The organism is Butyrivibrio sp. NATIVEDY162, assembly GCF_045999815.1.
GTDB lineage: Bacteria > Bacillota > Clostridia > Lachnospirales > Lachnospiraceae > Butyrivibrio.
On record NZ_CP172573.1, the window covers coordinates 1,032,935 to 1,058,432 of the forward strand.

The following is a 25,498-nucleotide window of genomic DNA, read 5'->3' on the forward strand; positions in this document are numbered from 1 at the left end:
CTGCAAATTCACTTGATTTTAAATAAATCTTAGATTCTTGTAAGCACTTTTCAATTATGCCCGCAAGAAGTCATTTTTATTTCTGAGCTGCCAGCCAGGCATCAAGCTGTGTCTGCTTCTCAGCAAGAATGTCATCATAACCTGCATCCTTAAGTGCCTGTCTGAATTCTGTAAGAGCTGACTCTGTGTCTACAGATCCGCAAGCTATGCCGGGAAGATACTGCTGGATAACGTTGCTTACAGCTGTGTACTGTGTCTGTACACCTGAAGCGTCAAAGGTAAATCCCATGGCAGGTGATGAAGGAGCGTTGTGGTTCTGCTCATCCTCCCACTTAAGAGATTCCTCTGAGCCTGAACCTTCAAGGGGCCACTGAATGAAGAAGTTACCAAGAACACCGCATGAAAGCTGTGCTGTGTAAGGAACTGTAGCAGCATCCTGTCCCTCGGGATAAGAAACTGTACCATCATCATTCTTTACATAATCTCTGCCTTCGATACCGTATAACATTGTGTTAATTACATCAGGATCTGTGTATGTAAGGTTAAGGAACTTAAGTGCTGCATCAGGATTCTCTGATGTTGAAGCAACAACCTGAGCAACTGCATTCATTGAAGAAGTATCAAGGTATGCATCACCAAGAGCGATTGCGCCCATCTCATATCCTGAAGGAGCTGAAAGTGAAGCTGCTGTATCCTCAAGAGGATAGCTGTAGGATGCTGAGTAGCAGAAATAGTTACCTGAGGACATAAGCTCTGCTGCTGCAGATGTGGTTGTTGCTGCGTCCTTCATGATGTAATCGTTGTTGTACCAGTCTCTTACAAGTGCAGCATATTTCTCAAAGTCTGCAAGATCGTAATAGCTCTGAACTGTCATGTCATCACCCTGAAGTACGCCTGTAGGTGATGCGAAAGAATCACCAAGCCAGTCTATGTTCATAACCCATCTTGTAAGGCCGCTGTCACCCTGTGATACAGGAGCAAATGGTGTCATTTCGGGATGTGCGCTCTTAACCTGAGCAAAGATATCATTCAGATCCTCAACAGATTTTACTGAATTCATATCAAGTCCGAGTTCCTCAGCTATATCCTTTCTGTAAAGGAGCATTGGCTGAAGTGCGAAAGGCTTAAGTGTGGGAATAGCGTAAAGTCTGCCATCAGACATTGTAGTCTTAAGCCACTCCTCTTCGAAAAGTTCCTTGGTTTCCTTTGCATCTGTATCAATCATATCTGTGATGTCATAGCACATATCACTAGCGATATCGTTGCCAAGATCACCAAGTGTATGGAAAAGATCTATCTCGCCGTTCTGTACCGCAAGGCTTACCTGCTGTGTATAATCGGCAATGGAAAGAGGCATCAGATGTACCTCAACGCCAATCTTCTCTCTTGTTATCTCATTAAGTTTCTCTTCTACGTCTGATGTGTCATCAGGCACTGTATTGAAGGTCACAAACGCATATGTGATCTGCGTGTAATCTCCGTCTGCATTTTTTTCTTCTGAGCTCTCGGAAACTCCGGCAGCATTACCGGATTCCTCTGCTCCATTGGTTTCTGTAGCTCCGGTTGAAGAGCCACCACATGCAACAAGTGAAAATGTCATTGCTGCTGCAAGAATTGTACTAATAGCTTTCTTAAACATAATTACCTCCCTTTGTACATTGTGTTTAATGCTTCGTTTTGAAGTAAACTCATTATACAAAGAGAGGTAATATTGTTTCTTTTAAAAATAAGACATTTATTTTCAATTTTAAGTTTTATAGAAAAATCCCTTACTGCTCACTCTGCCCTGTGACTGCTGCGTGATATTCTCCGGGTGTCTGTCCTGTTGTCTTTTTAAAAACCGTTGAGAAATATGAAAAATTGTCAAAGCCCACTTCTACAGCCACATCACTGATGCGGACTCCCGGAACCGACAACCTTTCTTTTGCTATCAGAACTCTGTAATCACTGATATATTGCTTTAGACTTACTCCCGTTTCTTTTTTAAACATCTTGGCCATGTACTCCGGAGTAAGGAATACGCTCTCTGCAATCTCAGTTCGAGATATATCCTCTGCGTAATGCTCATGAATAAAATTTTTTGCTCTCTGGACTATGGAATCTGACTGCTCGACCTCGGTCACATAGTCAATTGTAGTCGATAGCAGATGAACCTGAAAACGCATCATATCCATCAGTGAATCCGTAGACTGGCTCTCAAGTAGAACAAATGCTTCATTTGCAAAAAGCTGCGTCGCAAGAATCCCCTTACTATGAAGATATACAAATACAATCTGCAAAAGATCCTGCTTTATGATAGTAAGAGTCGCTGCTGAAAGCTTTTTCTGATTAGCAAGACTTTCCATACTGAACTTCAAAAGATTTAAAAGTTCCTTCTTCTTTTTCTCATTAAGAAGGAGTCTTATCTGTTCCTGATCAAGTATGTGCTCTTTTTCGGAAAGCATTACTATCTCATCGTTTTCATGAAATACTCTGCCCTTGGCGGCAACATTGTTTCTGTCGAGTTCCTCTATATGCAGCCGTGTTTCGTAGAGTTTTTCTATGTTACAGATATTGCCGATGTAAACGGTTATGGTATTATCAAGCGTTTTTCCTGCTTCATCCACAAAGCCCTGGTCAAAATAATCCTGAATGTCCGAATGCTTATCGTCACTAATGATAGCTGTATATAGCTGATTTTTTACATGATAATTCACAATCCTGCCCTGATTTAAACTATCCGTAAGCTTTTGAGACACAAGCTTAGTGAGCTGCTTTTCATACAATCCAACAGACTCTTTTCCCAGTTTCTCTGCTCTCTTATCCGGATTGCCGCTTGCAATTATGAAAAGTCTGTACCTGCTGTCGGCATCTATATCAAGGGTTCTGCCTGCAATCTCTTTTCTGATTATCTCTCTGTCAGCGATAATCCTCTGCTGCAGGACATCATCCCAAAATGATTCTTCCACATATTCGACACTTCCTGCATAAAGCTCTTCGAGCTTTGAAGCTTTTAAAATCTCCTGCCTGTCACTTAGCCTCTGCATGGCTGTAGTAAGCTCCGCTTCCATCCTGTCTGCATTAAAGGGTTTAACAACATAGCCTGACGCATTATATTCTATAGCCTGTCTCGCATAGTCGAATTTCTCATGGCTTGTAAGAAAGATAAATTCAGTATCTATTTTCTCATCTCTTACCCACTTTAAGAGTTCAAGTCCGCTTCCCATGGGCATCTCAATGTCACATACTGCTATGCTTATATCATTTTCGCCAAAAATCTTTTTAGCAGCTGCAATGTTATAGGCAGTGTGTACCTTATCTATATGAAATTTTTCCCAATCCACATTTGACACGATAACATCAACTGTGGAGATATCATCATCTATCACTACTACTTCCATAAGCTGCTCTGCCTCTTAACCCTCCTGGGGATCCACATATCAACACAGCTTCCATGTGGATCTTTATTTGAAAACTCTATCAGATCATCTCTTCTGTACATAAGGCTAAGTGTCTTTTTAAGATTCCAGAGTCCTACTCCGTGACCGTTTTCCTTTACCTTAACATGACCATTCTTAACCTCTGTAAGGAACTCCTCAGGAAAACCGTCACCATCATCTTCTACAACAATGTGACACATATCCTCTCCGTCATGTATTTCGGTTTTGGCCGAAATAAGAATAGATATCAGTCTGTCCACCGAAACTGCATGTTTGTATATATTTTCGAGAATAGTGTGAACAAGAAGCTGCGGAACAGGGTAATCCTCCAGCCCTTCCTCAATATCTATAAAGTCAAACACGCACCCCGGATACAATATTTCCTGCATAGCCATATAATCTCTTGCATGCTCTGTCTCCTCGGAAAGGGGTACCGTATGAAGTCCTGACTTAAATAAATATCTGACGTTGCGGGACAGCCTCTCAATATACTCCCTTATCTCTTCATTTTTATCCTTATAGGACATGCTGTGAATCGTGGTAAGGGCATTTAAAAAGAAATGCGGTTTAATCTGGAGCTGAACATATTTAAGTGTCGCTTCGTCAAATGCGATACGCTCCTCGTAGGATTTCATCCTGAGGTTAACAATGGTATCCATCATCTGGTTAAAATTGGTATTTATCTGCTGAAATTCTACTGTAGCAGCTTCCCCGGATAATCTTACTGTCTGATCTCCATTCTCAATCTTCTTCATGGCAGAGAGAAGATCAAGAAGCGGGGTGTATACCATCTTCCTGGCATATACACTTACCATAACAAGCATAAAAATGGCAGCTATTACAAGGAAGATGATCGTTATCTGTAAAAGCTGAAAGCCTCCATAGACCTTGTTCCTTGTCATGCTCAGGAAAAGATTAAAATCTCCTCGTGAAAAGTCTGCACCTGTTATGAAAAATTTACCATTATCCGACCATCCGGTTTTTTGGATAAACTGCTCCGAAGCGTAAGCTCTGGGCAGGCTTTCCTCATCGCCGTACTCCGCAATGATTCTTCCGTCATCTGCCACAAGAGTATACTCTATTTTGCTCTCAGGTGTGTAAATGCCCGATATATATTCAACCTTTATCAGCGCCCCAAGCATTCTCTTTTTATTCTTATACATTCTAAGAAGATAACTATCCTCGCCTATTTTCCAGTAAAACCATGAGGATGGCATGTTGCCCGGGTTATCCTGAACAAGCTGTCTGATTGTCTTCTCAATATTCTCTGTTTCCGAATAGGGAACTCCCTGTTCTGTTCTGGCAATATATGTATCGCCTACAAGATCGTAGAAAACTAGCGTCTGAACATCACTGCTTGTCATGGCTGCCTTTTGCAGCATCTGCACCATATTCTGGGCAGCAATGGCCCTCTGATTTTCATTTCCCTGCTCAAAGATCCGGATATTTTCATTATTCTGTAGCAGCACAGCCAGAGCCTGTTCATTTGACTTTAATACTTCGTCAATCTCAAAGGAAGCTATCTCCCTTGCCTGGGAAAGAGCCGCAGCAGCACTATCCTCCAGTGTTTTGGACGTATTCCACCACACCGCCGACAGGATAATTATCATCAGAGCCAGATATCCTATTGATGCTATTGCTATGCTCCTTATGAAGGAGCCTTTTTTTGATTCAATATTTTTCATAGTATCATTATATTACTCACAAAGCGTTTTTTATGTCAAAAAAAGAGCAACCATTTGTATGATTGCTCTTTAAAAATCGACTAATTTAATTACCGCATTCCACACTTATCTCATTAAACAGATGCATTATCTGCTCAGGATTCATCTTGCGTTTTTCTTCGCCATACTTATCCAGTATTACTGATCCTTCATGCATCATAAGAAGTCTGTCGCCATACTCTGTAGCATATCGAAGATTATGTGTGACCATGATAGTCGTCACCTTCTTCTCCCTCACTATCTTCTCTGTGAGTTCCATGATAATATCAGCTGTCTTGGGATCAAGGGCAGCTGTGTGCTCATCAAGAATCAGGAATTCCAACGGTGTCATGGTACTCATGAGCAGTGCTACAGCCTGACGCTGTCCACCTGACAAAGCTCCAACCTTGGTGTATAGCTTATCCTCAAGTCCAAGTCCAATTCCCTTAAGGAGCTCTCTGTAGTAATCCTTCCTCTTATGGTTAACTCCGGACTGAAGGCCATAACGCTTTCCCTTGTTATCAGCGATGGACATGTTCTCCAGAATGTTCATGGAAGGGCAGGTTCCCTTGGAAGGGTCCTGGTACACTCTTCCGATTGTCTTATGTCTCTGATAATCACGCTGATTAGCGATATTTACACCATTAACCAGAACCTCTCCTCTGTCAGCCTGAATGGATCCACAGATTATGTTGAGCATTGAGGTCTTGCCTGAGCCGTTACTTCCAACAACAGCCACAAATTGTCCGTCAGGAACAGTCAGATTAAAGTCATCGAAGAGGCACATCTCATTGACACTGCCGGGATTATAGTTTTTATATATTGATTTCAGTTCCAGCATATCAGGCCTCCACTTTCCGCTTTCTGTCTCTTGTAATGATCAGAATTACAAGGAACAGCACAGCTGTTATGAGTTTAAGATCCGTTGACTGAAGGCCGCACTTTATGGCGATTGCAACACAAGCCTTATATACGATGGCGCCTATAACCACGCTTGTGGTAATCTTGAAAAATGATACTTTTTTAAGAAGTGCAGTGCCTATGATAACACTTGCAAGTCCTATAACTGCTGTTCCGGTACCCATTGATACATCAAAATATCTCTGCTGCTGTGCATATATAGCGCCGGATAAAGCAACCAGTCCGTTGGCAATTGCAAGTCCTGTGATGCGCACCTTGCCTCTGTCAACGCCCATGGAAGTAACAAGAACGTCGTTATCACCAACCGCCTGTAGCATAAGCCCTGATCTGGTCTTGAGATACCAGTCCAGAATGAGCTTAACAACAACTGTTATGACCAGCAGAATGATCACTGACTGAAATTTTGCAAGTACAGGATTGGCACCGAATATTCCGTTCATTAGTCTGTTATCAAAAATTGTGTAGTAATCATACATCGGAAGGTTAGCTCTTCCTGCTATCCGCAGATTTACGGAATATAAACCTGTCATCATTATGATACCTGCAAGAAGATCTCTTACTTTGAATACCACATGGATGATACCGGTACATACTCCTATGAGGCAACCTGCCGCGAAGCATATGGGCAAAGTAAATATTGGCTGGACGCCTGCTCTTATCATAACCACAGCCAGACAGATTCCGAATGGAAATCCTCCATCAACGGTCATATCAGGAAAATCCAGTATTTTATATGTTATATACATTCCAAGAGCCATGATTGCGTAACACAATCCCTGCTCCAGCACACTTACCAATAGCGCCATATTACCCTCATCTATCCCCGGAATATCCTTTCTATAAGGTTATCCCGATCGTTTTTATTTTTAGTTTGCTGCAATACTGTCAAAAGTCTCAGCTGCTGTTGAAACGAATTCATCATCAAGAGTCATTCCGATACCCTCAGCTGCCGCTGTATTTACATACAGGCTGGGCTCATTAATAACTTCAAAAGGCATCTCTGAAGCTTCGCTCTCACCCTTAAGAACCTTAGCAGCCATCTCACCTGTCTGAATACCAAGCTTGATGTAATCAAGTCCCATTGCTGCAACACAGCCAACCTTTACCTGCTCAACCTCTGAACCGAATACAGGAATCTTCTGCTCATTAGCATAGCTGAGAACTGTCTGAAGACCTGATACTACTGTGTTGTCGGTAAGATTGTTGATGCAGTCAACCTTGGTAACAAGGTCCGCTGCTGCCATGTCAAGATCAGCAAGTGTGTTGATACCGCTGTCTACAATTTCAAAACCGTAATCTGCTGCATGCTCTTTATACTGTGCAATCGTGCTCTCTGAGTTTGTCTCACTTGTTGTATAAAGAATCCCGATCTTCTTAGCATCAGGAAGCATTTTTCTGATCATCTCAAGCTGCTCGGTAACAGCAAGCGCGTCTGATGTACCTGTGATGTTTCCAACAGGTGTTCCATCCTCCTTAGCAAGCTCTGCTGCAACAGGATCTGATACTGCTGAATATATAACAGGTACTGTTGTTCCAAGTGCTGAGTTATAAGCGCTCATAGCGCTGGGCGTAGCAATACCGCAGATAAGATCTACGCCGTCAGCAACAAAAGCATCTGAAATCTGGCTGGCTGTACCTGTATCAGCCTGTGCGTTCTGGAAATGAACTGTGAGGTTTTCTCCCTCTACGATACCTTCGTTTGCAAGTCCCTGAAGGAATCCCTCTCGGCAGTTATCAAGTGAGCCGTGCTCAGCAAACTGTGAGATACCGATAATATATTCTTTGTCATCTGTAGCTACGTCTGTTGCATCTTCAGAAGCTTCCTCGCCTGCTTCTGAGCTATCTGTCTCAGACTCTGCAGTCTCCTCGGAAGACTCCGTCGCAGCTTCATCAGCTGCTTCTGTAGCTTCTGCATCAGCATCAGCATCAGCTTCTGTACTCTCTGTGTCTGCGCTATCTGCTGTTTCTGTACTCTGCGCAGTGCTCTGGTCTTCGGCTACCTTACGATTGTCTCCACAACCGGCAACACATGTTACCATCATGGATGCAGCCATTATTGCTGCCAACATCTTTCTTTTCATAATAATCCTCCTTTGTGTCACGGACAGTTTGTCAGAGTCCTGTCCGATGCACTTCACTACTGTAAATCATCACAGAAATTAACTTTTTTATCATACAACAAAATGTCCTTTGACGCAATGTTGCTTTGTATTTGCGCCGCCTTTTTGCATCCCCACCGGAGATATTTTTTGATATAATTGTTGTGGGTAAAAAAGCAAAAAGTGGGGAAAAAAATATGATCAATTTCAAAACAAAAGAAAACAAAAACGGGCCAACCATCGGTTATTCCAAAAAAGGAGTAATTGAAAAGGATGGCCTTTATTTCAAGGATTCAGAGGGTACAGGCGCTCTCCTTCCCTATGAGGATTGGCGATTGTCTCCCGAGGAAAGAGCCGCAGACCTGGCAGAGAGACTCTCAATTGAGGAAATTGCAGGTCTTATGATGTACAGTGCTCACCAGATTGTTCCTGCAGAAACAGGCGGCTGGTTCGGAGCAACCTATAATGGCGGAAAAACCTTTGAAGAAAGCGGAGCTGCTCCTTCTGATCTTACTGATCAGCAAAAGAAATTTTTAACAACCGATCATGTTAGATATGTACTTGCAATGGTTCTGAAAAACGGTGAAATTGCAGCAAACTGGAACAACGAAATGCAGGCACTGTGCGAAGAAATGCCACATGCTATCCCGGTAAACATAAGCACGGATCCAAGACATGGTGCGGGAAGTGCCTCTGCTGAATTCAAAACCGAGGCAAAGGATACCAGCAAATGGCCCTTGGGGCTTGGTCTTGCAGCTACCTTCTCACCGGAGCTGGTAAAAAAATTTGCCCGGGTTGCGGCAACTGAATACCGTGCACTTGGAATAACAACAGAGCTTGGGCCACAGATAGACCTTGGCACAGAACCCAGATGGATGAGAGTTGCTGATACCTGGGGTCAAAGTTCGAAGCTTGTGACCGACTATGCTAAGGCATATTGTGAAGGTCTTCAGACAGATCCTGATAATAACAAAAGCGGCTGGGGCTGTAAAAGCGTTGCAGCCATGGTCAAGCACTGGCCGGGAGGCGGTCCCTGCGAGTCGGGAAGAGATGCTCACTACGGCTTTGGAAAATTCGCAGTTTATCCCGGTAACAATTTTGAGGAGCATTTAAAGCCGTTTTTAGAGGGTGCATTCAAACTTGATGGCGGAACCTCAAAGGCTTCATCAGTAATGCCTTACTACACTATAAGTAACGGTATAGATCCGTCAGGCAAAAACTTCGGAAACAGCTATAGCAAGTACATCATAGGCGATCTGTTAAGGGAAAAATATGGCTTTGATGGCATTATCTGCACAGACTGGGGCATAACAGCTGACCCTGATAATGAACTCGATTCATTCGGTTCAAGGTGTTACGGCACAGAAAATCTCTCAGAAGCAGAAAGACACCTTCAAATAATTGAAAATGGTGTTGACCAGTTTGGCGGAAACAACAACATCACGCCTATACTGGAAGCTTACAGAATCGGCTGTGAGCGTCATGGCGAAGATCTGATGAAAAAGCGTTTTAAGGAGAGTGCCGCAAGGCTCCTTGTAAACAGCTTCCGCTGCGGGCTTTTTGAGAATCCTTACCTTGACAGCAACGAGAGCAAAGCGATTCTTGGATGTGATGAATTTGTCGAAGAAGGTTTCAAAGCTCAGCTGCAGAGTATTGTAATGGTAAAGAACAATGGCGCTCTTCCCGTCTCGGGAAGGAAAAAGGTTTATATCCCCGATCGTCATATAGATGCACATAAAGGCTTTATGCGATTTATAGAAGAAGCAAAAGACCTTAAGGGTGCAAATCCCGCAGATGTAGAACCTTTTTATGATGTAACCGAGAATGCAGATGAAGCAGACTTTGCAATATGCTTCATAGAGAGCCCCATAAGTGATGGTTACACAAAGGAGACCGGATACAGACCTGTGACACTTCAATACCGTGAATATACTGCCACAGCTGCCAGGGCGGAAAGCATTGGACAGGGTGATTTCAGAGAAAAGGACAATCCTAATCGCTCATACCTTGGAAAAACCAATAAGCCTGCCAACAGCTCTGATCTTGACATTGTCATTGATACCAAAAATAAAATGGGAAATAAGCCTGTAATTGTAGTTATCAGGATGAACAATCCCTGCATGGTTTCAGAATTTGAAGAGTATGCTGATGCCATTCTTGTAAACTTCGGCGTAGAAACAAAAGCAGCACTGACCATAATCAGTGGAGGATATGAGCCCTCAGCCATGCTGCCTGTACAGCTTCCAAAGAACATGGAAACTATTGAGAAGCACCATGAGGATACGCCTTTTGATTATGAGCCTTACGTAGATTCTGAAGGTAACAGTTATGATTTTGGCTTTGGCCTAAACTGGTCCGGTACCATAAAAGATGAGCGCTATGATAAATATGTAGCTTCCCGTTCAATGTAACAGCCAGGCCCCAAGGCATCCATTTAGAAATGCTTATTTTCGTCTTCGATGTAATTTTCTAATACTCATAAATGAAGAGAGCTCTCAGCATTGTTTATAGCAATTGAGCTCTCTTCATTTTTTCATCTTAAAAAATATTTTTTCTTGTCAGAAAACTAGTTTATGCCAACCGTCATTCCTTCAGGTTTATTATTTCATCGAATGCATCCTTATCAGCTTTAATCTTACTTTCATTTCCCAACGTTGCAATCGTTGCATCCTTGAAAAGATCCTGATATATGCCTGCGGCTTCCTGTTGCATTGAAAGATTTGCTTTTTTCATGCCGTTTACTCTCTCCAGGAATTTCGTCTCATCCAATCCAAATACAGCTCTGTTGATGTAGCGCATGGCACTTTCCCACTGTCCTATCGAGCTATTCAGATCAGCATAGGCCAGTAATATATAGCCCTTAAGTTCTTCCTCAGTAAGATCGGCAGTCCCTATAAAATCATCCATACCCTTTAGTACATCAATTGTAGCCTTTACATTTGGATCAGAATATGACATTCCAATTAAAAATCCGGTAGGAACACTGGCATATGCCGCTGCACTATAAGCCCCCATTTTAAATCTGATGTTTGGAATTACGTATTTATCATTGGCTGCGTAAATAAATGGTATGTACTCTCCCTTAAAATCGTCTCTATCATAAAAGCTGCAGATTAAGTGCGTATAATTCTGCGATGCCTCCACACAGACGCCGGTATTTGCTGCAAGTACCGGAAGCTCATATGTACCTGTTGCATTATCAGGCTTTTCCGGAAGTTCTGTGAGTATTTCCATAGCTTTTTTCTCTATTTCCACACAGTCCTCTTGCGAAGCAGCTATCCCAAATATCATATTTGTCCTGGAAAAAGCTTTTTGCCTTATACTGTCAAATTCAGCCAGTATCTCATCAAACTTTTCATCATCATCAAACATAGGAACAATATCCGAGATATAGTGATACAGATCCTGGCCACGTATATCAAGGATAAATTTATTTGTATCAGAGTCTAATCCAGTATTGGCAGCTGTACTGTAAAGTTTTGACATAGAAAACGCATCGCCTCTGGAAGTGTCATAGTTTTCAGTATTTCTTGTCAATATGTATCTGATTGCATCTTTGTCTGTAAGATCCGTTTCCCTTATAATATTGAGTAACAGCTCCAAACTCTTTGGAAAGTCTTCTGAAAGTCCTTTCCAGCTTATGGCAAGCATAGGTCTTCCATAATCACTTTTATTTTCATCAGGATATACATATCCGCTTGAGAAATTATACAAGAGCTCTGAAGATAACAGGTCAAGGCTGTCCGTATCGTATTTCGATGTCTTTACATCAAACCATAAATCAGAATAAGCATTGAGCGCTATCAGTTCTTCCCTTGTCATTCCACTCAGATCAAAAAATATTTTATAAAATGAACCACCTTTAGAATCAACCTCACTCTTAAAAAATGTAATTCCTTCCTGTTCATCTTTTAGAACTGTAGCAGGTTTTACATCCTCTATAAGCTGAGGATCTATCATGAAATCATTATTTGCTTTTTCCTCTTCATTCCATTCATTAAAGCTTTTTGTCTCAGCCACCAGATTTTCAATTTCTTCTTCAGACATATTTGCTTTCATATCTGAAAGATATTTATGAAGATCCTCTTCGTACTTCTCAGCCAAACCGGCTTCGGGAATAACTGCAACAAGTGCACTTCTTCTTGGTTCAATCGCATCTTTTGCAAGCTTTTTGAAAATATTCTGCTCTTTATCTGCCTTTATTTTATCAAGTACTTCTTCATAAACTTTAAAGTAATCCGTTTTTCCGTATATAGACCAATACGTGCAAATGGTCATGGACAGAGATACTCCTGAATGTGTTTTATCTCTATTGAAAACCGTGGACAGTTCCTCGTCTTTCAGAGTTGCATCTATGAGTCCCTGCGGCACACCATTTTTTGATACTTCTTCTATGGTGTACTGAGCTATATCTTTTAATGTCTGCATCTGGTCTTCATTAGCATGCTCCATCTCAAAATTGAGAATAGGCTTCCGGGTTTCACTGATCACATTTACAGTTACAGAATTTTGAATATTATCCTCCAACAGTTTTTGGTTCAGACATGAAGATTTGCTGTTAAGAATTGATGCCAAAATTTTCCACTCAATCACTTCTTCATAAGGCGCCAGCTGCAGATCTACCGCATATTCAATCAAACCATTATCTTTGACAGTATCTCCTTCATATACCGGGTACTTTGTCACAACCTCTTCATAACCTGCCTCTGTAACAGGATCATCATATTTGCTCAAATCAGTTCCATGCACTTTTTCCTTTGACAGGTACTCATCGTCAAGGAATGCCAGGAACCTGTCTATATCCATATTCCCATAAAGGCATATAAGACTGTTATCAAAATGATAGCATCTCTCATAAGTCTCAATAGTATGCTCATATGTCAGATCATCGTAGTGATATTGAGCCCTTCCAATATTATTTGATGCTATTTCGCCCGGGTATAAGACGTCTAACAAGGCATTATATACCGCAAAGGTCTGATTGGATAACAGGCCAAAATCTTCTGCATAAACCGTACCGTTTATTCCTATCTCCCCGTCCGGATCATCAAGCTCAAATCTGATTGCTTCTCTCTTAAATAAATTCTCATCCTTAAGAACTCCCGGTGCTACCATACAGCTCATGTATGCATCCATCAAGGTTATCAGTTGCTCCTGACTATAGCTTGAAATGGGATAAAGGGTAGTCGTATAGCTTGTGGAAGCATTAATATATGTTGCATAGGATTTGTTCGAAAGATCAAAGAAAAGATTTTTTGATGGATACTTATCTGATGAGCCAATTATCGCATGCTCAAAAACATGATTTGTATCTGTCTCATCTACATAGGGAGTTTTGTATCCTATAGTAAATGAACATTCGGGATCTTCGTTTTTCATATAAACAAGCTCTGCCCCGCTTCCTTCATGAATAAAGCTATAGATGGTCGAATTTAAGAGCTTACTTTCGTTAATTTCTTTTAGTAAAAAACCATGATATGTTTCGCCTACGGCCATATCATTTACTTTAGCATCTTCCGGATTGTCAGTACTTATGCCTGTTGTATCCTCTGCCGATGCTTCACTCTTACTTTCGGCAGCTGTGCTACTGCTGTCAGTTGCTGCAGTTTCAGCAGCAGTACTTCCGCTATCAGTTACTGCATTTGGGGCAGCCATACTGTCGTTATCAGTTACTGCACTCTTGGCACATCCTGATACAAGCATGCAAATACATAGAATGGCAATTATTCTATTCTTCATCTACAGTCTCCCTTCTCAAAAGACTCAACGGCACAATAAAATTATAACATTCTGCATTTTTCAATATATTAAATTACTATAAAAAAATATAGACAGAGCCTCGAGCAAGCTCGGGTCTGTCTATATTTTTTGCCTTACTATTTAATTCAAAACCAGGCTCGAAAATGCTAGCATTTCCTCGCTGGCGCTTCGCGCCACATGAATAAAAATAAAGAGACAGAGCCTCGAGCAAGCTCGGGTCTGTCTATATTTTTTGCCTTACTGTTTAATTCAAAACCAGGATCGAAAATGCAAGCATTTCCTCGCTGGCGCTTCGCGCCACATGAATAAAAATAAAGAGACAGAGCCTCGAGCAAGCTCGGGTCTGTCTCTTTATTTTTATTCGCCTGGTTTTGAATTAATATCCAAATTCCTGTGCCCAGTACCAGTTGCCGTTTTCTGCCTGATATACGGCGATACCTACTGAATTGAAGCCGGCCTCCATGATGTTTGCTGCGTGGGTAGGTGAAGCCATCCATGCTGCAACTACTGAATCACCGGTGTTATAAAGCTTAGCAAGGTTCTCGCCAAACATAATGCTGCTGTTTACAGTGTACCATGCTGTACCATTTGGTCTGTTATGTGAAAATGTACCTACAATCTCCTGAGCTCTTACAAGTGCTGCCTGTGTAAGTGCCTCACTCCATGAGAGCTGTGAAAGACCTGCTGCAGAGCGCTTCTGATTAACAAGTGCAAATGCTGCCTGAGCTGCTGCTAAAGCGGCCTGGCTTGATGCGGCCTCTCCCGCAAGAGCAATTGCTTCATCATCAATGTAGATGTTCTCAGTATCCTCGTCTATACCTCTGAGAGCAGCTACGTCATCAATCTTAGCTACCTTCTCAGCACCACAAGCCATTACATTAAGTGATATAACGACTGCAACCATTGTAGCTATTACACGATTAAACTTCTTCATGTTCATTCCTCCAGTCACAGAAACTAATTCATTTGATAAATAACCTATAACAATAATAACATTTTTATCATAAATGTCAATGTAATTATCAAGCAAAATTACATTTATGATTGCTTTTTTTATTTTTTTCTTTCAATATAGGTATTCTCGCGAATCTTAAAATATCTAACAAAAATAGTTTCCATTTTTTGTTCATGATTTCTTCCGTCTAAAGATCGCATTGGTTGCTCCTGCTCTCTTTAATTTTCTTACAATGCTGTTATATAACTTCCCGGAAGCTGCATAAACAGTGACTTTTGCGTTCTTAGGAAGATTCTTGAAGGCTCCGCTGGAAACCTTTTTCAAATTTCCTTTTATCACTATTGATTTAAGCTTTTTACAGTTCTTAAAGGCATCCTTTCCGATTTTAACAACGCTTGCGGAAATTGTTACCTTCCTTAGATTTTTGCATCCCTTGAAAGCCCCGGGTGCAATTTCAGTAACCTTGTAAACCAATCCGTTTTCGTCGGTAACTGACTCAGGAACTATAATATTTTTAACCTTGTTATCATTCGCCTTCTTATAAACTACAGATGGTTCCTCACCTGCTACTACCACATATGTACCACCGGAAGAGCCTGTGCTTATATTTAGTTCGCTTCCGGTTTCCTTTGCAGTTGTAGCCTCACTGTCTGTGTCTGCTTTTGATTGGTCTTTAAAGGCTTCGGTTTCAGCTACATTGACTGCTATTGTAGTTTTTATTGCCGGATTGGAGTTTGAAACGACCAGAATCTGTACCGTTCCATAGTCAACAGCCTTTATTCTGCCATCCTCAACTACTGCCACATTGCTGTCTGAGGTTTGCCACTTTACATTTCGATCCGTTGTATCCGCGGGGCTGATTTTTATTTCCACTTCCTCATACTGCCCGGGAATCATTGAAAGGCTGGATTCGCTGGCAGTAATTCCGGTCATCTGAACTTCACTGTAGATTTTTTTGATATTTTCATATGTATACTCAGTGCCAAAGGCAGTAGTTGATCCCATAAGATATCCCAGATATACTTCCTCTGTCTTATGATCATCCATCTTTGTCTTGTTAAAATACATATGACGTTTATTGTCATCTCGCTTCTTTTCGTCATCATCCCAGGTAGCGTCAACCTCATACCAGTCAGATCCAAGTTTTACTCTGTTCCAGGCATGACCTCCGCCATTAGCTTCGCCTGTAACAATGACGCTATCAATTTTTTTATAATCAAGAAGGTATTGCAGTGCCATGGAATATCCGTCACATACTGCCAATCCCTTAACCAGGGCTCCATAGGCTGTATGACATAAGTGCTGTCCTTGTCCCGATGAATATCCATCCACGTCATATGTCACCTGATCAAGCAGAGCATCATGAATAACAAGCTCATTAACCGGTGCTTCACTTGTTGCCGCAATATTACTCAGGAATTTTGCTCTTGCATTTTTCAGAGTTTGATCCATAGCCTTGTAATCATCTGTAGTTGACGCAACAGCACATGATCCCAAATAGAATTCATTTGTGGGAGTTTTCATAAAATAGAAGTATACGCAACACATTGTAAACTCAATCTTATCAACATTATCGTACTGAGCGGCCTCATTAGCCCTGTTAAATGCTGTTCTGAAAGCATTATAATTACTGCATGTTTCAATAAGCTCATTGTAAAACTCTTCTGTGACACGGGCTTTATAAAAATAGTCGCTTCCCTGCACTAATTCCTGTGGATTTGAACCATAAGGAGCATAATTATTTACAGCGCCCACTATGACGTCATACATTATTCTTTCATCGTCACTTGATAAATAACTATAGTATTTGCCATAACGCGAAGTATTTTTCAGGGATAAATAATTCCTTGCACCGGTCGGTCCTGTAGAAATCTCGATTTCAACAGGCTTTGGAGGCTCAACTACAACAATATCTCCTGTATGGGAAGACGCTGCCATGGCGGTAATTGAAAACGCACCTGTGAGGACACAGACTCCCTTCAAGAAAAAAAGAAGCACAAGAATGATTCCTACTCTATTCCAATTATTCCTTTTATCCTTTATTATTCCTCTCATAAAACCTCACAACTGAAATTATCGGTCACTATCCCAGCTATATCCTACAGAACCCGCAAAACTGATATCACAAAAACATGCAATCATATTTAGTATTTATTTTGTTGGATGCCGCTTATTTTATCACTGCCGCCTTAAAAATAATAATTAAAAAATTATAAACTTCAACGATAACGTTCTTTGTTTCAGGAAATTAGCCATAATAAAAAAGAATGCCCTGCAGAAACTGCAGGGCATGAGTTAATTATGATTGATTAATCAGTTTTCCATGTTATTTACTTTTCTTCCATTTAAATGTCGCGTTTTTAGCTCCGGCCTTCTTTATTTTCTTTGAAATCCTGTTGAATTCCTTTTTGCTCTTGGCATATACAGTAATCTTTACATCCTTATGAAGGTTCTTGAAAGCTCCGCTTCCGACCTTTGTAAGATTTCCGCCCTTTATTTTTATGGTCTTAAGGTTTCCACAATCTTTAAAAGCACCTTTACCAATTTGGGTAACAGTCTCAGCAATTACAACTTTCTTAAGCTTTTTAAGCCCCTTAAATGCATTTGCACCCACTTCTGTTACTGTATAAACAACTCCATTCTCGTCAGTAATGTTTGATGGAATTGAAGCTGATTTAACATTTTTATTGGTTTCCTTTTTGTAAATAACAGAAGGAACATCTCCCGATGTTACCGTATATTTACCGGTCGCAGCTCCATTTTTAATAACTATAGAACCACCTTTTGCCTTAGCAACACTTACTATACAGGAAGCTGTTATATTACTGTTTTCGTCAGATATAGCAGTGATTGTAGCAGTTCCATCCTTTAATGCCGTTACCTGTCCGTTATCAACTGTAGCTACAGCAGAGTCCGATGTAGTCCAACGGCATTTTTTATTTCCTGCATCCTCTGGAAGAATTTGTGCAAGCAAAGTAGCACTATCTCCGATATTTAAAGTAAGAGCACTCTTATCAAGCTGTATACCGGACACCAAACTTGCCACCTTGACAGATATAGTGGAATAAACCGATGAGGTTGAGCTTGCTACAACTGTAATCGTTGCCGTTCCGGGACCAATTGCTGTAATTACTCCATCATCAACGTCTGCAACAGAGCTATTGGATGTCAGCCATTTTACATTTCTATTAGTAGCTGTCCCAGGGCTAACTGCCCATTTGACCTGAGCACTTTCTCCCACCGTTAAAGCTACTGATTCAGGGCTTCGTGTGATTGTAGTTACCCTCTGTGGTATATAACTGTTTTTTAAAGCTTCATAAGTATACGTTGTTCCTGTTGCACGTATATCATTCATGAGATTACCAATATAAAGCTCCGGAGTTTCATGATACGATAACGGTGTTGTCTTATTGAACCAATCATGTCTATCATCTTCATCCAGCGTATCATCAGCATCGTCCCAGGTTGTATCAACTTCATACCAATTCCCGTCAAGCTTTACTCTATTCCATGCATGTCCCCCTCCGTCACCTAAGCCGGTAACAACAACAGATTCAATATTAATACCTTCATAATCAAGAAGATATGTGAACGCTTGTGAATAGCCATCGCATACCGCCTTACCAAGCACGAGTGCTGCATATGCTGTATGACATATGTGAGTAGGATTTTGTACTTCATAGCCTTCATAATCATAAGTAATATGGTCAAGCAATGCATCGTGAATAATAAGTTCGTTAACAGGTTTATCAGTTTTTTTCGTAATATTATTCCAAAATCTCACTCTGGCATTCTTAAGTCTCTGATTCATCGTAGCATAATTATCTTTAGTAGAAGCAATTCCAAATACTCCCAAATAGTATTTATTATCATCAGTTGAAATTCCCCAGCTTACATAAAATGTGCACATAGTGAGCTCTATCTTATCAATATTGTCGTAAATAATAGCTTCCATAGCATGATTATAAGCCTTGTCAAATTCATCCTGAATTTGCAATTCATTGTACACTGATTGTGTAATCTCAAAAGAATACATATATGGACTGTCAAAATCAATCTTTCTATTGTCGGTTCCGTAAGGAGCATAGTTTTGAGCAGCTCCCTGCATTCCCTTATATATCTCCTTTGCTACTGACTCTCCACTAATATAATTAGTATAATATCTGCCCTGTTGCGGAGCCCCGGCTAATATTTTCTTATGTGTCAGCCTTTCAATATTTTCAGGAACTTCCAACTGAATAAGGTCAGGTACCTCAACTCTTCTAAGATCTCCGGTCGGCAGTGTCTTTGCCTTAGAATCGATAGAGCCTGTTCCAAGAAAAACGACAAAGCATTGCAGGAATACTATAGCAGCCAGAGTTAACCAACCAATACTCCATAAATTTCGTGTCTCTTTTCTGCAATTACTCATATGAAACCCTCTCTTTTTTACTTAATATTTTTGCCAAGAATATACCACTCGAGACATTTATTTTTTTTAGGTGTACTTAATTCCCAGTGATTTCTTGTATTTAAACTTCGCTTTGTTTCCCCCTGCCTTAGTAACCTTTGCAACTATATTTTTGTATGCCTTTTGGCTTTTAGCAAAGATTGTTATTTTCACGTTTTTGTAAAGCTTATTAAATGCTTTACTTCCTACCTTCTTAAGATAATCTCCGTTTAGCTTTATGTTTTTGAGGTTACCGCATCCATTAAAAGCTTTTGCCCCTATAGTCTTTATATCAGCCCCTGACAGGTCAACACTTCTAAGGTTTTTGCAGCCGGCAAATGCGTCTTTACCTATGGAAATAATATTGGCACCACCGGTTATTTTTTTGAGCTTCTTGTTACCTTTAAATGCACCGGCATCAATCTTAGTAACGGGATATTCTTTTCCTTCGATTGTAACTGTATTCGGAATTACTACAGAGGTGCTCTTTTTATCGACTATACCGCTTATCGATACCGCGCCGTCTGAGTTTATTTTGCAGTTAACAGACTGCGATGTTGCTGTTGCGTTTTCTATATCAACCTTCGCCGGAGATTCAGTGTCTTCTGTAACTGTCTGAGAATTTCCTCCGTTAGAAGTTCCTCCACCTGACTGATTTCCTGAACTACTTCCGCCGTTATCTCCTGAGCCGCTTCCTGAACCGCTTCCGCCGTTATCTTCTGAACCACTTCCTGAACTGCTTCCGCCGTTGTCTCCCGAGCCGCTTCCCGAACTGCTTCCGCCGTTGTCTCCTGAGCCGCTTCCTGAACCGCTTCCACCGTTATCTCCCGAGCCGCTTCCTGAACTGCTTCCGCCGTTATCTCCCGAGCCGCTTCCTGAACTGCTTCCGCCGTTATCTCCCGAGCCGCTTCCGCCATTATCTCCTGAGCCGCTTCCACCGTTGTCTCCTGAGCCGCTTCCGCCATTGTCTCCTGAGCTGCTTCCGCCATTGTCTCCTGAGCCGCTTCCACCATTGTCTCCTGAGCCGCTTCCACCGTTATCATCATTATCATCATCAATATCCGGGGTAGCAGCTATCTTTAAAGTAGCCTCATAAGTATAGGTAGTCCCTGTAGCTATATCCATCACCCTTCCGGTATAAGGAACCTCTCTTAAATGCTTGTTCCCATTTATTCCGGCAGTATACTCAGCAGTTGTTCTGTTATAGTATGAATGCTCTATAAAATTCGCGCCGCCGGTTCCCTTGGTATCTGCCCAGGTCGTATCCTCTTCGTACCAGCTGCCGTCGATTTCAACCATATTCCAGGCATGTCCGCCCTTATCGCCATTTGCCAAATATACATATCCGGTAACAACTCTTGCACTAATCCCAAGCTCCTTAAGAATAAGCGCATATCCCATGGAATAGCCGTCACATACTGCCTTTTTTTGACAAAGTGCTCCATAAGCCGTGTGACAGAGATTAAAATATCCCTTATTTATCTGTTGCGCTCTGCCATACTCCAGCTGTTTTGTATACCAGTCATGAACATTAAGGACTGTTACCGCTTTACTGTTTTTTCTTATAAGCCCGAGATTTCTTACGGTTCCGGCGTATTCTTTGGCTTTATTAACTATTTCTTTGTCTATAGCTGCATAATCGTCATTGGTAGTTTCCTGCATGATTATGTAGTCTTTATATATGCCATTTGTCTCAAATTCATAGATGTTCCACTCGCACATATAGTACTCAACATTAGCAAGATGATCATAGCAAAGAGCCTCAATTGCTTCATTTACTACCGTACCTGCCTCCTGGGTATCTTTATCATTGAAGTAGTAATTGCTTCTGCTGCTTGTTCCTGTATAAAAAAGATACCCGCCTTTTTTTACAACAGCTGCTTCCGAGGTATAGCTTGGAAGACTATCACCTTTCTTAAGACGCCTTGAGCTGTCACAGCCTATAAAAATAGCATCATACAGATCTCTTTTTTCAGGTGTGCTTAGCTTTCCATAATAATAGCCATGGTCGACCACAGGCGTATTAGCACTATTTTTTATTCTGGATTGTGCCGGATTATAATCAGACTGAGCTGTCCTGAATGATCCCTCCGATGCTGCACCTTCATGGTCTCCGATTGGAAGATCATAGTTCGCTGCATAAACCCGAAGAGATGTCTTTGGATAATATGAGAATACGGAAAAACTCACCATTAATGACAGTACCAAAGCTGCCACTAAAGGAGTTCTCCCTTTTGATATACGTTTGTTCATGCACTTTCCCCCTCAATCAAGTCATGACACCAAACAAATATATACTTGGTATTTATTTTTCAATTCCTACATAGGATATTGTATAACTATACATTTGAATTTTCTATAATATTTTCATAAATTTCGTACAAAAAAGGACAATTGTTTGATTTTTCTTATTTTGTGATTTAATAATTAGTCTTTCAATTATCAAAGGTCTCTATTTTCACACTGTGTACTACAAATCTTCTGCCGCTCCCCGACTGGCCTGAACATGTCGATAAGGTAAGCAGCGACGGATATTCATCAAAACTGATATCCTCAGGTATTTCAATCTGTGAGCATCTTCTTATGTATTTAATGTACTCGTCATACTTATCATGGTCCGTCACTTCCATATAGCTGTCGGAGCCGTTAACTGTTGTATAATACGCAAATACTCTGTATTTATATATCTTGTCCTCTGTGTAAACATATATATAGGGATTATCCTTTAAAACATCTTTTTTATCTGATTTATACAGGGTTTTAAGAGATCCGAACATGGAGCCGTTTTTCATATTGTGTCCAAAGACCATGTCGCTAAGTCCGCAGAAACTCCCATCGCTAAGTACATCCATAAAAATACACCCCGCCCTGTTCGGCGTTCCTTCAAAGGTCTTATAGAGGTACTGATCGATCTGCTGCTCCTTAACCACAGGATAGCTCACCTTTGATAAGGCTGGAAAATAGAGCCATCCGATATAATCAGAATTTTTCTCTTTTAATGCAGAGTGATTAATATTGAGTTTTGGATATGCATCCTGCCATATGCTCATCCCTTTCTGCGCCTCATCAGTGTCATCATCTTCCGCAGATTCTACGTACTTCTCATACAAATTCGCATACTCGTTTGTTGCAACAGAGTACTCCTTCTGGTCGCGATATATCATCACTCCCTCATAGGCGATCAAAGCAACAAGCGCTATGATGAGTACTCCTCTCACAATATTTCCCAGTGTTCTTTTGTTATTTCTGCTTTCTTTTTCCTTCATTGTGTTTATCAAATGCCTTTCTTTATTGCGCTATCGCCAAATTTACCCTTGATAAGCTTCTCCATTTCTCCAAGCTTCTCAAGTTTTTCTTCCTTTAGTTTTTCTTCCTTAACCTCTGCCTGACCAGTATTTACCCAATCAAAAAGATTCCCCTGCCTGTACTCTCCGTTATCCAGGTTATCTACTCCAACTCCCACCAGTCTGACGCCTATTCCTTCTTCAAAGATACCATTTTCTCCTGTCAGAAGATTTCCCAGTAAAAGCATGGCATTTTCATAAATCACATCAGCATCGTTGGTGGATTCAGTCAGCTTCATCTGCCTTGAAAATCTCTTAAAATCTGCAGTTTTCACCTGCGCGGTCACAGTACCGCCAAATACGCCGTCACGTTTTAGTCGCCCGGACACCTTCTCGGACAGATGGCGGACCACCGGTGGCATATCCGCATCGTATGTGTCAGAGGTAATGTCGGATGCAAGCGTAGTCTCATTAGAGTAGCTCTTGGCGTCCTCATGCTCCGGGTGAACCGTGGATGAACCTATTCCATTGGCGCTTCTGTATATATATTCGCCGCCCTTTTCCCCAAGCTGGGACTTTAGAAGCTCAAGGTCCATGGTTGCCGCATCGCCTATTGTTCTTATTCCGACGCTCCTTAGTTTCTCCGCGCTCTTTTTGCCGCAGCCGAATAGATCACCAATATCAAGCTTCCACATTTTAGCCGGAACCTCAGCAGGGTACAGAGTATGGGTCCTGTCAGGCTTTGTAAAATCACTGGCCATCTTTGCAAGAAGCTTATTTTCGGATATTCCCACATTTACGGTAAATCCAAGCCTTGTGCGTATTTCATATCTTATAGCCGAAGCTATATTAAGAGGAAAAGGCAGGTTAAATTCCGAATATGTAAGTATTTCATTTCTTATTTTATTATAAGTAGAAGATTCACCCTCAGTCCTCTCAGAAAAATCCTCAAAGCTTTTCAAAAGATGACTTCTGACATCCATAAATAAAAGCCCTGTCACATCAAGATACGCCTCATCTATTGAAACCTGCTCAAGAATCTCGGAATAGCTTCTTAGTATCTCTATGAAAGCATGCGAATACTCTCTGTATGTATGAAAATCTGATGAAACCACCACAAGCTTTGGACATTTCTGAAGAGCACTTGCTATAGGCTCAGCAGTCTGAATGCCATATTTCTTAGCAGGAATTGATTTAGCAGTTACTATGCCGTGCCTTGTCTTTACATCCCCGCCCACAACTGAGGGAATAGTTCTCAGATCGATCGAATCAGGATCCTCTTTTAGCCTCTTAACCGCAGTCCACGAGAGGAAAGCGGAATTTACATCTATATGAAAAATAGTCTTATTCACTTTCCTCTCCCTTGGAAAAAACTATTGTTGTACTTTAAACATCTTATTTCTAATTAGATAGTAAGCTGACATAGTAACAATCCCGGTTATTACCCATGAATATGGATAAACCCTGAACAATGCTTCGAAGGTGTGAACCCGTGATACATAAACAAATACATACAGAAGTCTGAACACACAGGTTCCAAAGATTGAGATCATGGCAGGAAGCAGTGAATGATTCATACCCCTAAGCGCACCTCCGCTAACCTCATAAGTGGCTATGAGAAAGTGAAGTACAAATGCTGTCATGATTCTCTTCATGGCAAACTCTATTACTCTTGGATCTGTGGTAAACAGCTGTATTATCTGATATCTGAAGGTGACAAATAAGAACACTACAATTGCTGATGAAAAAAGACCACCCATGAAGCATATCCTGAAGACCTTTTTGCACCTGTCAAATTTTCCAGCACCATAGTTCTGACTTGTGAAGGTTACAGCCGACTGAGCAAAAGCATTTATTATGCAATAGGACACAAAATCAAAATTGGCTGCTGCAGTTGAACCCGCTATGGCATCTGAACCAAAGCTGTTTACGGAAGACTGTATAACCACATTTGATAATGAAAAAACCGCCCCCTGAATTCCTGCCGGAATTCCAATGCTCATCATCTTAAGAAGATGTTCTTTTTTTATGGTAAGCTTCTTAAACGACAGCCTGAAGGTTTCCTCCTCTGTCATAAGGAAATACAAAACAAGCCCGGCGCCGAAGATATTTGAAATAACCGTAGCAAGTGCAACTCCAATAACATGAAGATGGAATGCCACAACAAAGATCAGATTGAGAAATATATTGATAACTCCTGACAATGTCATGGCATATAGTGGTCTTCTGCTGTCACCCTTACTTCTTAAAATTGCAGAGCCATAGTTGTATATCATGATGGCAGGCATAGCAAAAAAATAAATCCTGAGATAGATAACTGCAAGATTCATGACCTCAAGAGGCGCCCCCATGAGGATAAGAATAGGCTTTGCCAAAATGACTCCTATGAAAATAAGAAGCACTCCCACAATCAGGGATATTGTAATAACAGTATGAACTGTCTCGCTTATCTGATCCTTTCTGTTTTTGCCTATCTGCATGGCAATTACAGCATTAGCACCAACAGATAAGCCCACAAAGAGGCTTACTATGAGATTAATTACAGCTGAATTGCTGCCCACTGCAGCCATGGCAACAGGTGAAGCAAATCGTCCAACTACTGCGAGATCAGCAGCATTAAAAAGCTGCTGAAGCACACTGCTAATGGCAAGCGGAAGAGCAAAAAGGACTATTTTATCAAACAGGCTCCCCTCCAGCATATTAAGATTATTTTTGGGATACTTATTGATTGAATTATTCATTTTATTCTCTGATTTCTAATAGTACTAAATGGTTTTTTGACTACTGTTTTTCAAGCAATACATGAATCTTTATATTCAGTAATCTAATACCATTTTAGATTATACTATTTTTCCAGTCAAAGAATTACAGATATTTTAATGCTTGTTACTGATTCACTCCTTATGGTGCTCACAGCACGGGATCTGA

At 41.0% G+C, this 25,498-nt stretch carries 15 protein-coding genes; 1 reads left to right on the forward strand and 14 read right to left on the reverse strand.

The window, feature by feature from the left end:
- Nucleotides 1–76: 76 nt before the first annotated feature.
- From ACHCNF_RS04225 to ACHCNF_RS04250, 6 genes are all read right to left on the reverse strand, one after another.
- Complete coding sequence (locus ACHCNF_RS04225) at nucleotides 77–1,639, reverse strand: ABC transporter substrate-binding protein (protein WP_408071543.1); 1,563 nt, start codon at nucleotides 1,637–1,639, stop codon at nucleotides 77–79.
- Nucleotides 1,640–1,769: 130 nt separating this feature from the next.
- Nucleotides 1,770–3,380 (reverse strand): response regulator, encoded by a 1,611-nt coding sequence (locus tag ACHCNF_RS04230; RefSeq protein WP_408071544.1) that lies wholly within the window; start codon nucleotides 3,378–3,380, stop codon nucleotides 1,770–1,772.
- Complete coding sequence (locus ACHCNF_RS04235) at nucleotides 3,371–5,104, reverse strand: sensor histidine kinase (RefSeq protein ID WP_408071545.1); 1,734 nt, start codon at nucleotides 5,102–5,104, stop codon at nucleotides 3,371–3,373. Before ACHCNF_RS04235 ends, ACHCNF_RS04230 begins: the two co-directional genes overlap by 10 nt.
- 85 nt (nucleotides 5,105–5,189) lie before the next feature.
- On the reverse strand, nucleotides 5,190–5,963 hold the full coding sequence (locus ACHCNF_RS04240; RefSeq protein WP_408071546.1) for an ABC transporter ATP-binding protein: 774 nt from the start codon (nucleotides 5,961–5,963) through the stop codon (nucleotides 5,190–5,192).
- Between the two features lies 1 nt (nucleotide 5,964).
- Nucleotides 5,965–6,849, reverse strand: coding sequence for an ABC transporter permease (locus ACHCNF_RS04245; RefSeq protein WP_408071547.1), 885 nt, complete (start codon nucleotides 6,847–6,849; stop codon nucleotides 5,965–5,967).
- Between the two features lie 60 nt (nucleotides 6,850–6,909).
- Nucleotides 6,910–8,124 carry an ABC transporter substrate-binding protein gene (locus ACHCNF_RS04250; protein ID WP_408071548.1) on the reverse strand — a complete coding sequence of 405 codons (1,215 nt, stop codon included), beginning with the start codon at nucleotides 8,122–8,124 and terminating at the stop codon, nucleotides 6,910–6,912.
- A gap of 215 nt (nucleotides 8,125–8,339) precedes the next feature.
- On the opposite strand from ACHCNF_RS04250, the gene ACHCNF_RS04255 reads away from it, so the two are divergent.
- Nucleotides 8,340–10,553, forward strand: coding sequence for a glycoside hydrolase family 3 protein (locus ACHCNF_RS04255; RefSeq protein ID WP_408071549.1), 2,214 nt, complete (start codon nucleotides 8,340–8,342; stop codon nucleotides 10,551–10,553).
- Between the two features lie 172 nt (nucleotides 10,554–10,725).
- On the opposite strand, the gene ACHCNF_RS04260 is transcribed toward ACHCNF_RS04255, so the two are convergent.
- From ACHCNF_RS04260 to ACHCNF_RS04295, 8 genes are all read right to left on the reverse strand, one after another.
- Nucleotides 10,726–13,881: an insulinase family protein gene (locus tag ACHCNF_RS04260; RefSeq protein WP_408071550.1), complete on the reverse strand. Its 3,156-nt coding sequence runs from the start codon at nucleotides 13,879–13,881 to the stop codon at nucleotides 10,726–10,728.
- A gap of 397 nt (nucleotides 13,882–14,278) precedes the next feature.
- Entirely contained in the window at nucleotides 14,279–14,836 is a 558-nt protein-coding gene (locus tag ACHCNF_RS04265) for a CAP domain-containing protein (protein ID WP_408071551.1), read from the reverse strand.
- A 192-nt stretch (nucleotides 14,837–15,028) separates the two neighbouring features.
- A complete protein-coding gene (locus tag ACHCNF_RS04270; protein WP_408071552.1) occupies nucleotides 15,029–16,912 on the reverse strand; it encodes a leucine-rich repeat protein in 1,884 nt (627 codons plus the stop codon).
- Nucleotides 16,913–17,183: 271 nt separating this feature from the next.
- Nucleotides 17,184–19,268, reverse strand: a complete 2,085-nt coding sequence (locus tag ACHCNF_RS04275) for an Ig-like domain-containing protein (RefSeq protein ID WP_408071553.1) — start codon at nucleotides 19,266–19,268, stop codon at nucleotides 17,184–17,186.
- Nucleotides 19,269–19,334: 66 nt separating this feature from the next.
- The gene (locus ACHCNF_RS04280; RefSeq protein WP_408071554.1) at nucleotides 19,335–21,539 is read right to left on the reverse strand and encodes a leucine-rich repeat protein; all 2,205 of its coding nucleotides are present in this window, start codon (nucleotides 21,537–21,539) and stop codon (nucleotides 19,335–19,337) included.
- Between the two features lie 182 nt (nucleotides 21,540–21,721).
- The gene (locus tag ACHCNF_RS04285; RefSeq protein ID WP_408071555.1) at nucleotides 21,722–22,552 is read right to left on the reverse strand and encodes a class B sortase; all 831 of its coding nucleotides are present in this window, start codon (nucleotides 22,550–22,552) and stop codon (nucleotides 21,722–21,724) included.
- A gap of 8 nt (nucleotides 22,553–22,560) precedes the next feature.
- Nucleotides 22,561–23,922, reverse strand: coding sequence for a DNA polymerase Y family protein (locus ACHCNF_RS04290; RefSeq protein ID WP_408071556.1), 1,362 nt, complete (start codon nucleotides 23,920–23,922; stop codon nucleotides 22,561–22,563).
- Between the two features lie 21 nt (nucleotides 23,923–23,943).
- Entirely contained in the window at nucleotides 23,944–25,311 is a 1,368-nt protein-coding gene (locus ACHCNF_RS04295) for an MATE family efflux transporter (RefSeq protein WP_408071557.1), read from the reverse strand.
- Nucleotides 25,312–25,498 lie beyond the last annotated feature (187 nt).

Bases quoted from the DNA above. Each gene is read 5' to 3' on its own strand.
- ACHCNF_RS04225 (WP_408071543.1), bottom strand. From the start codon at position 1,639: ATGTTTAAGAAAGCTATTAGTACAATTCTTGCAGCAGCAATGACATTT.
- ACHCNF_RS04230 (WP_408071544.1), bottom strand. From the start codon at position 3,380: ATGGAAGTAGTAGTGATAGATGATGATATCTCCACAGTTGATGTTATC.
- ACHCNF_RS04235 (WP_408071545.1), bottom strand. From the start codon at position 5,104: ATGAAAAATATTGAATCAAAAAAAGGCTCCTTCATAAGGAGCATAGCA.
- ACHCNF_RS04240 (WP_408071546.1), bottom strand. From the start codon at position 5,963: ATGCTGGAACTGAAATCAATATATAAAAACTATAATCCCGGCAGTGTC.
- ACHCNF_RS04245 (WP_408071547.1), bottom strand. From the start codon at position 6,849: ATGGCGCTATTGGTAAGTGTGCTGGAGCAGGGATTGTGTTACGCAATC.
- ACHCNF_RS04250 (WP_408071548.1), bottom strand. From the start codon at position 8,124: ATGAAAAGAAAGATGTTGGCAGCAATAATGGCTGCATCCATGATGGTA.
- ACHCNF_RS04255 (WP_408071549.1), top strand. From the start codon at position 8,340: ATGATCAATTTCAAAACAAAAGAAAACAAAAACGGGCCAACCATCGGT.
- ACHCNF_RS04260 (WP_408071550.1), bottom strand. From the start codon at position 13,881: ATGAAGAATAGAATAATTGCCATTCTATGTATTTGCATGCTTGTATCA.
- ACHCNF_RS04265 (WP_408071551.1), bottom strand. From the start codon at position 14,836: ATGAAGAAGTTTAATCGTGTAATAGCTACAATGGTTGCAGTCGTTATA.
- ACHCNF_RS04270 (WP_408071552.1), bottom strand. From the start codon at position 16,912: ATGAGAGGAATAATAAAGGATAAAAGGAATAATTGGAATAGAGTAGGA.
- ACHCNF_RS04275 (WP_408071553.1), bottom strand. From the start codon at position 19,268: ATGAGTAATTGCAGAAAAGAGACACGAAATTTATGGAGTATTGGTTGG.
- ACHCNF_RS04280 (WP_408071554.1), bottom strand. From the start codon at position 21,539: ATGAACAAACGTATATCAAAAGGGAGAACTCCTTTAGTGGCAGCTTTG.
- ACHCNF_RS04285 (WP_408071555.1), bottom strand. From the start codon at position 22,552: ATGAAGGAAAAAGAAAGCAGAAATAACAAAAGAACACTGGGAAATATT.
- ACHCNF_RS04295 (WP_408071557.1), bottom strand. From the start codon at position 25,311: ATGAATAATTCAATCAATAAGTATCCCAAAAATAATCTTAATATGCTG.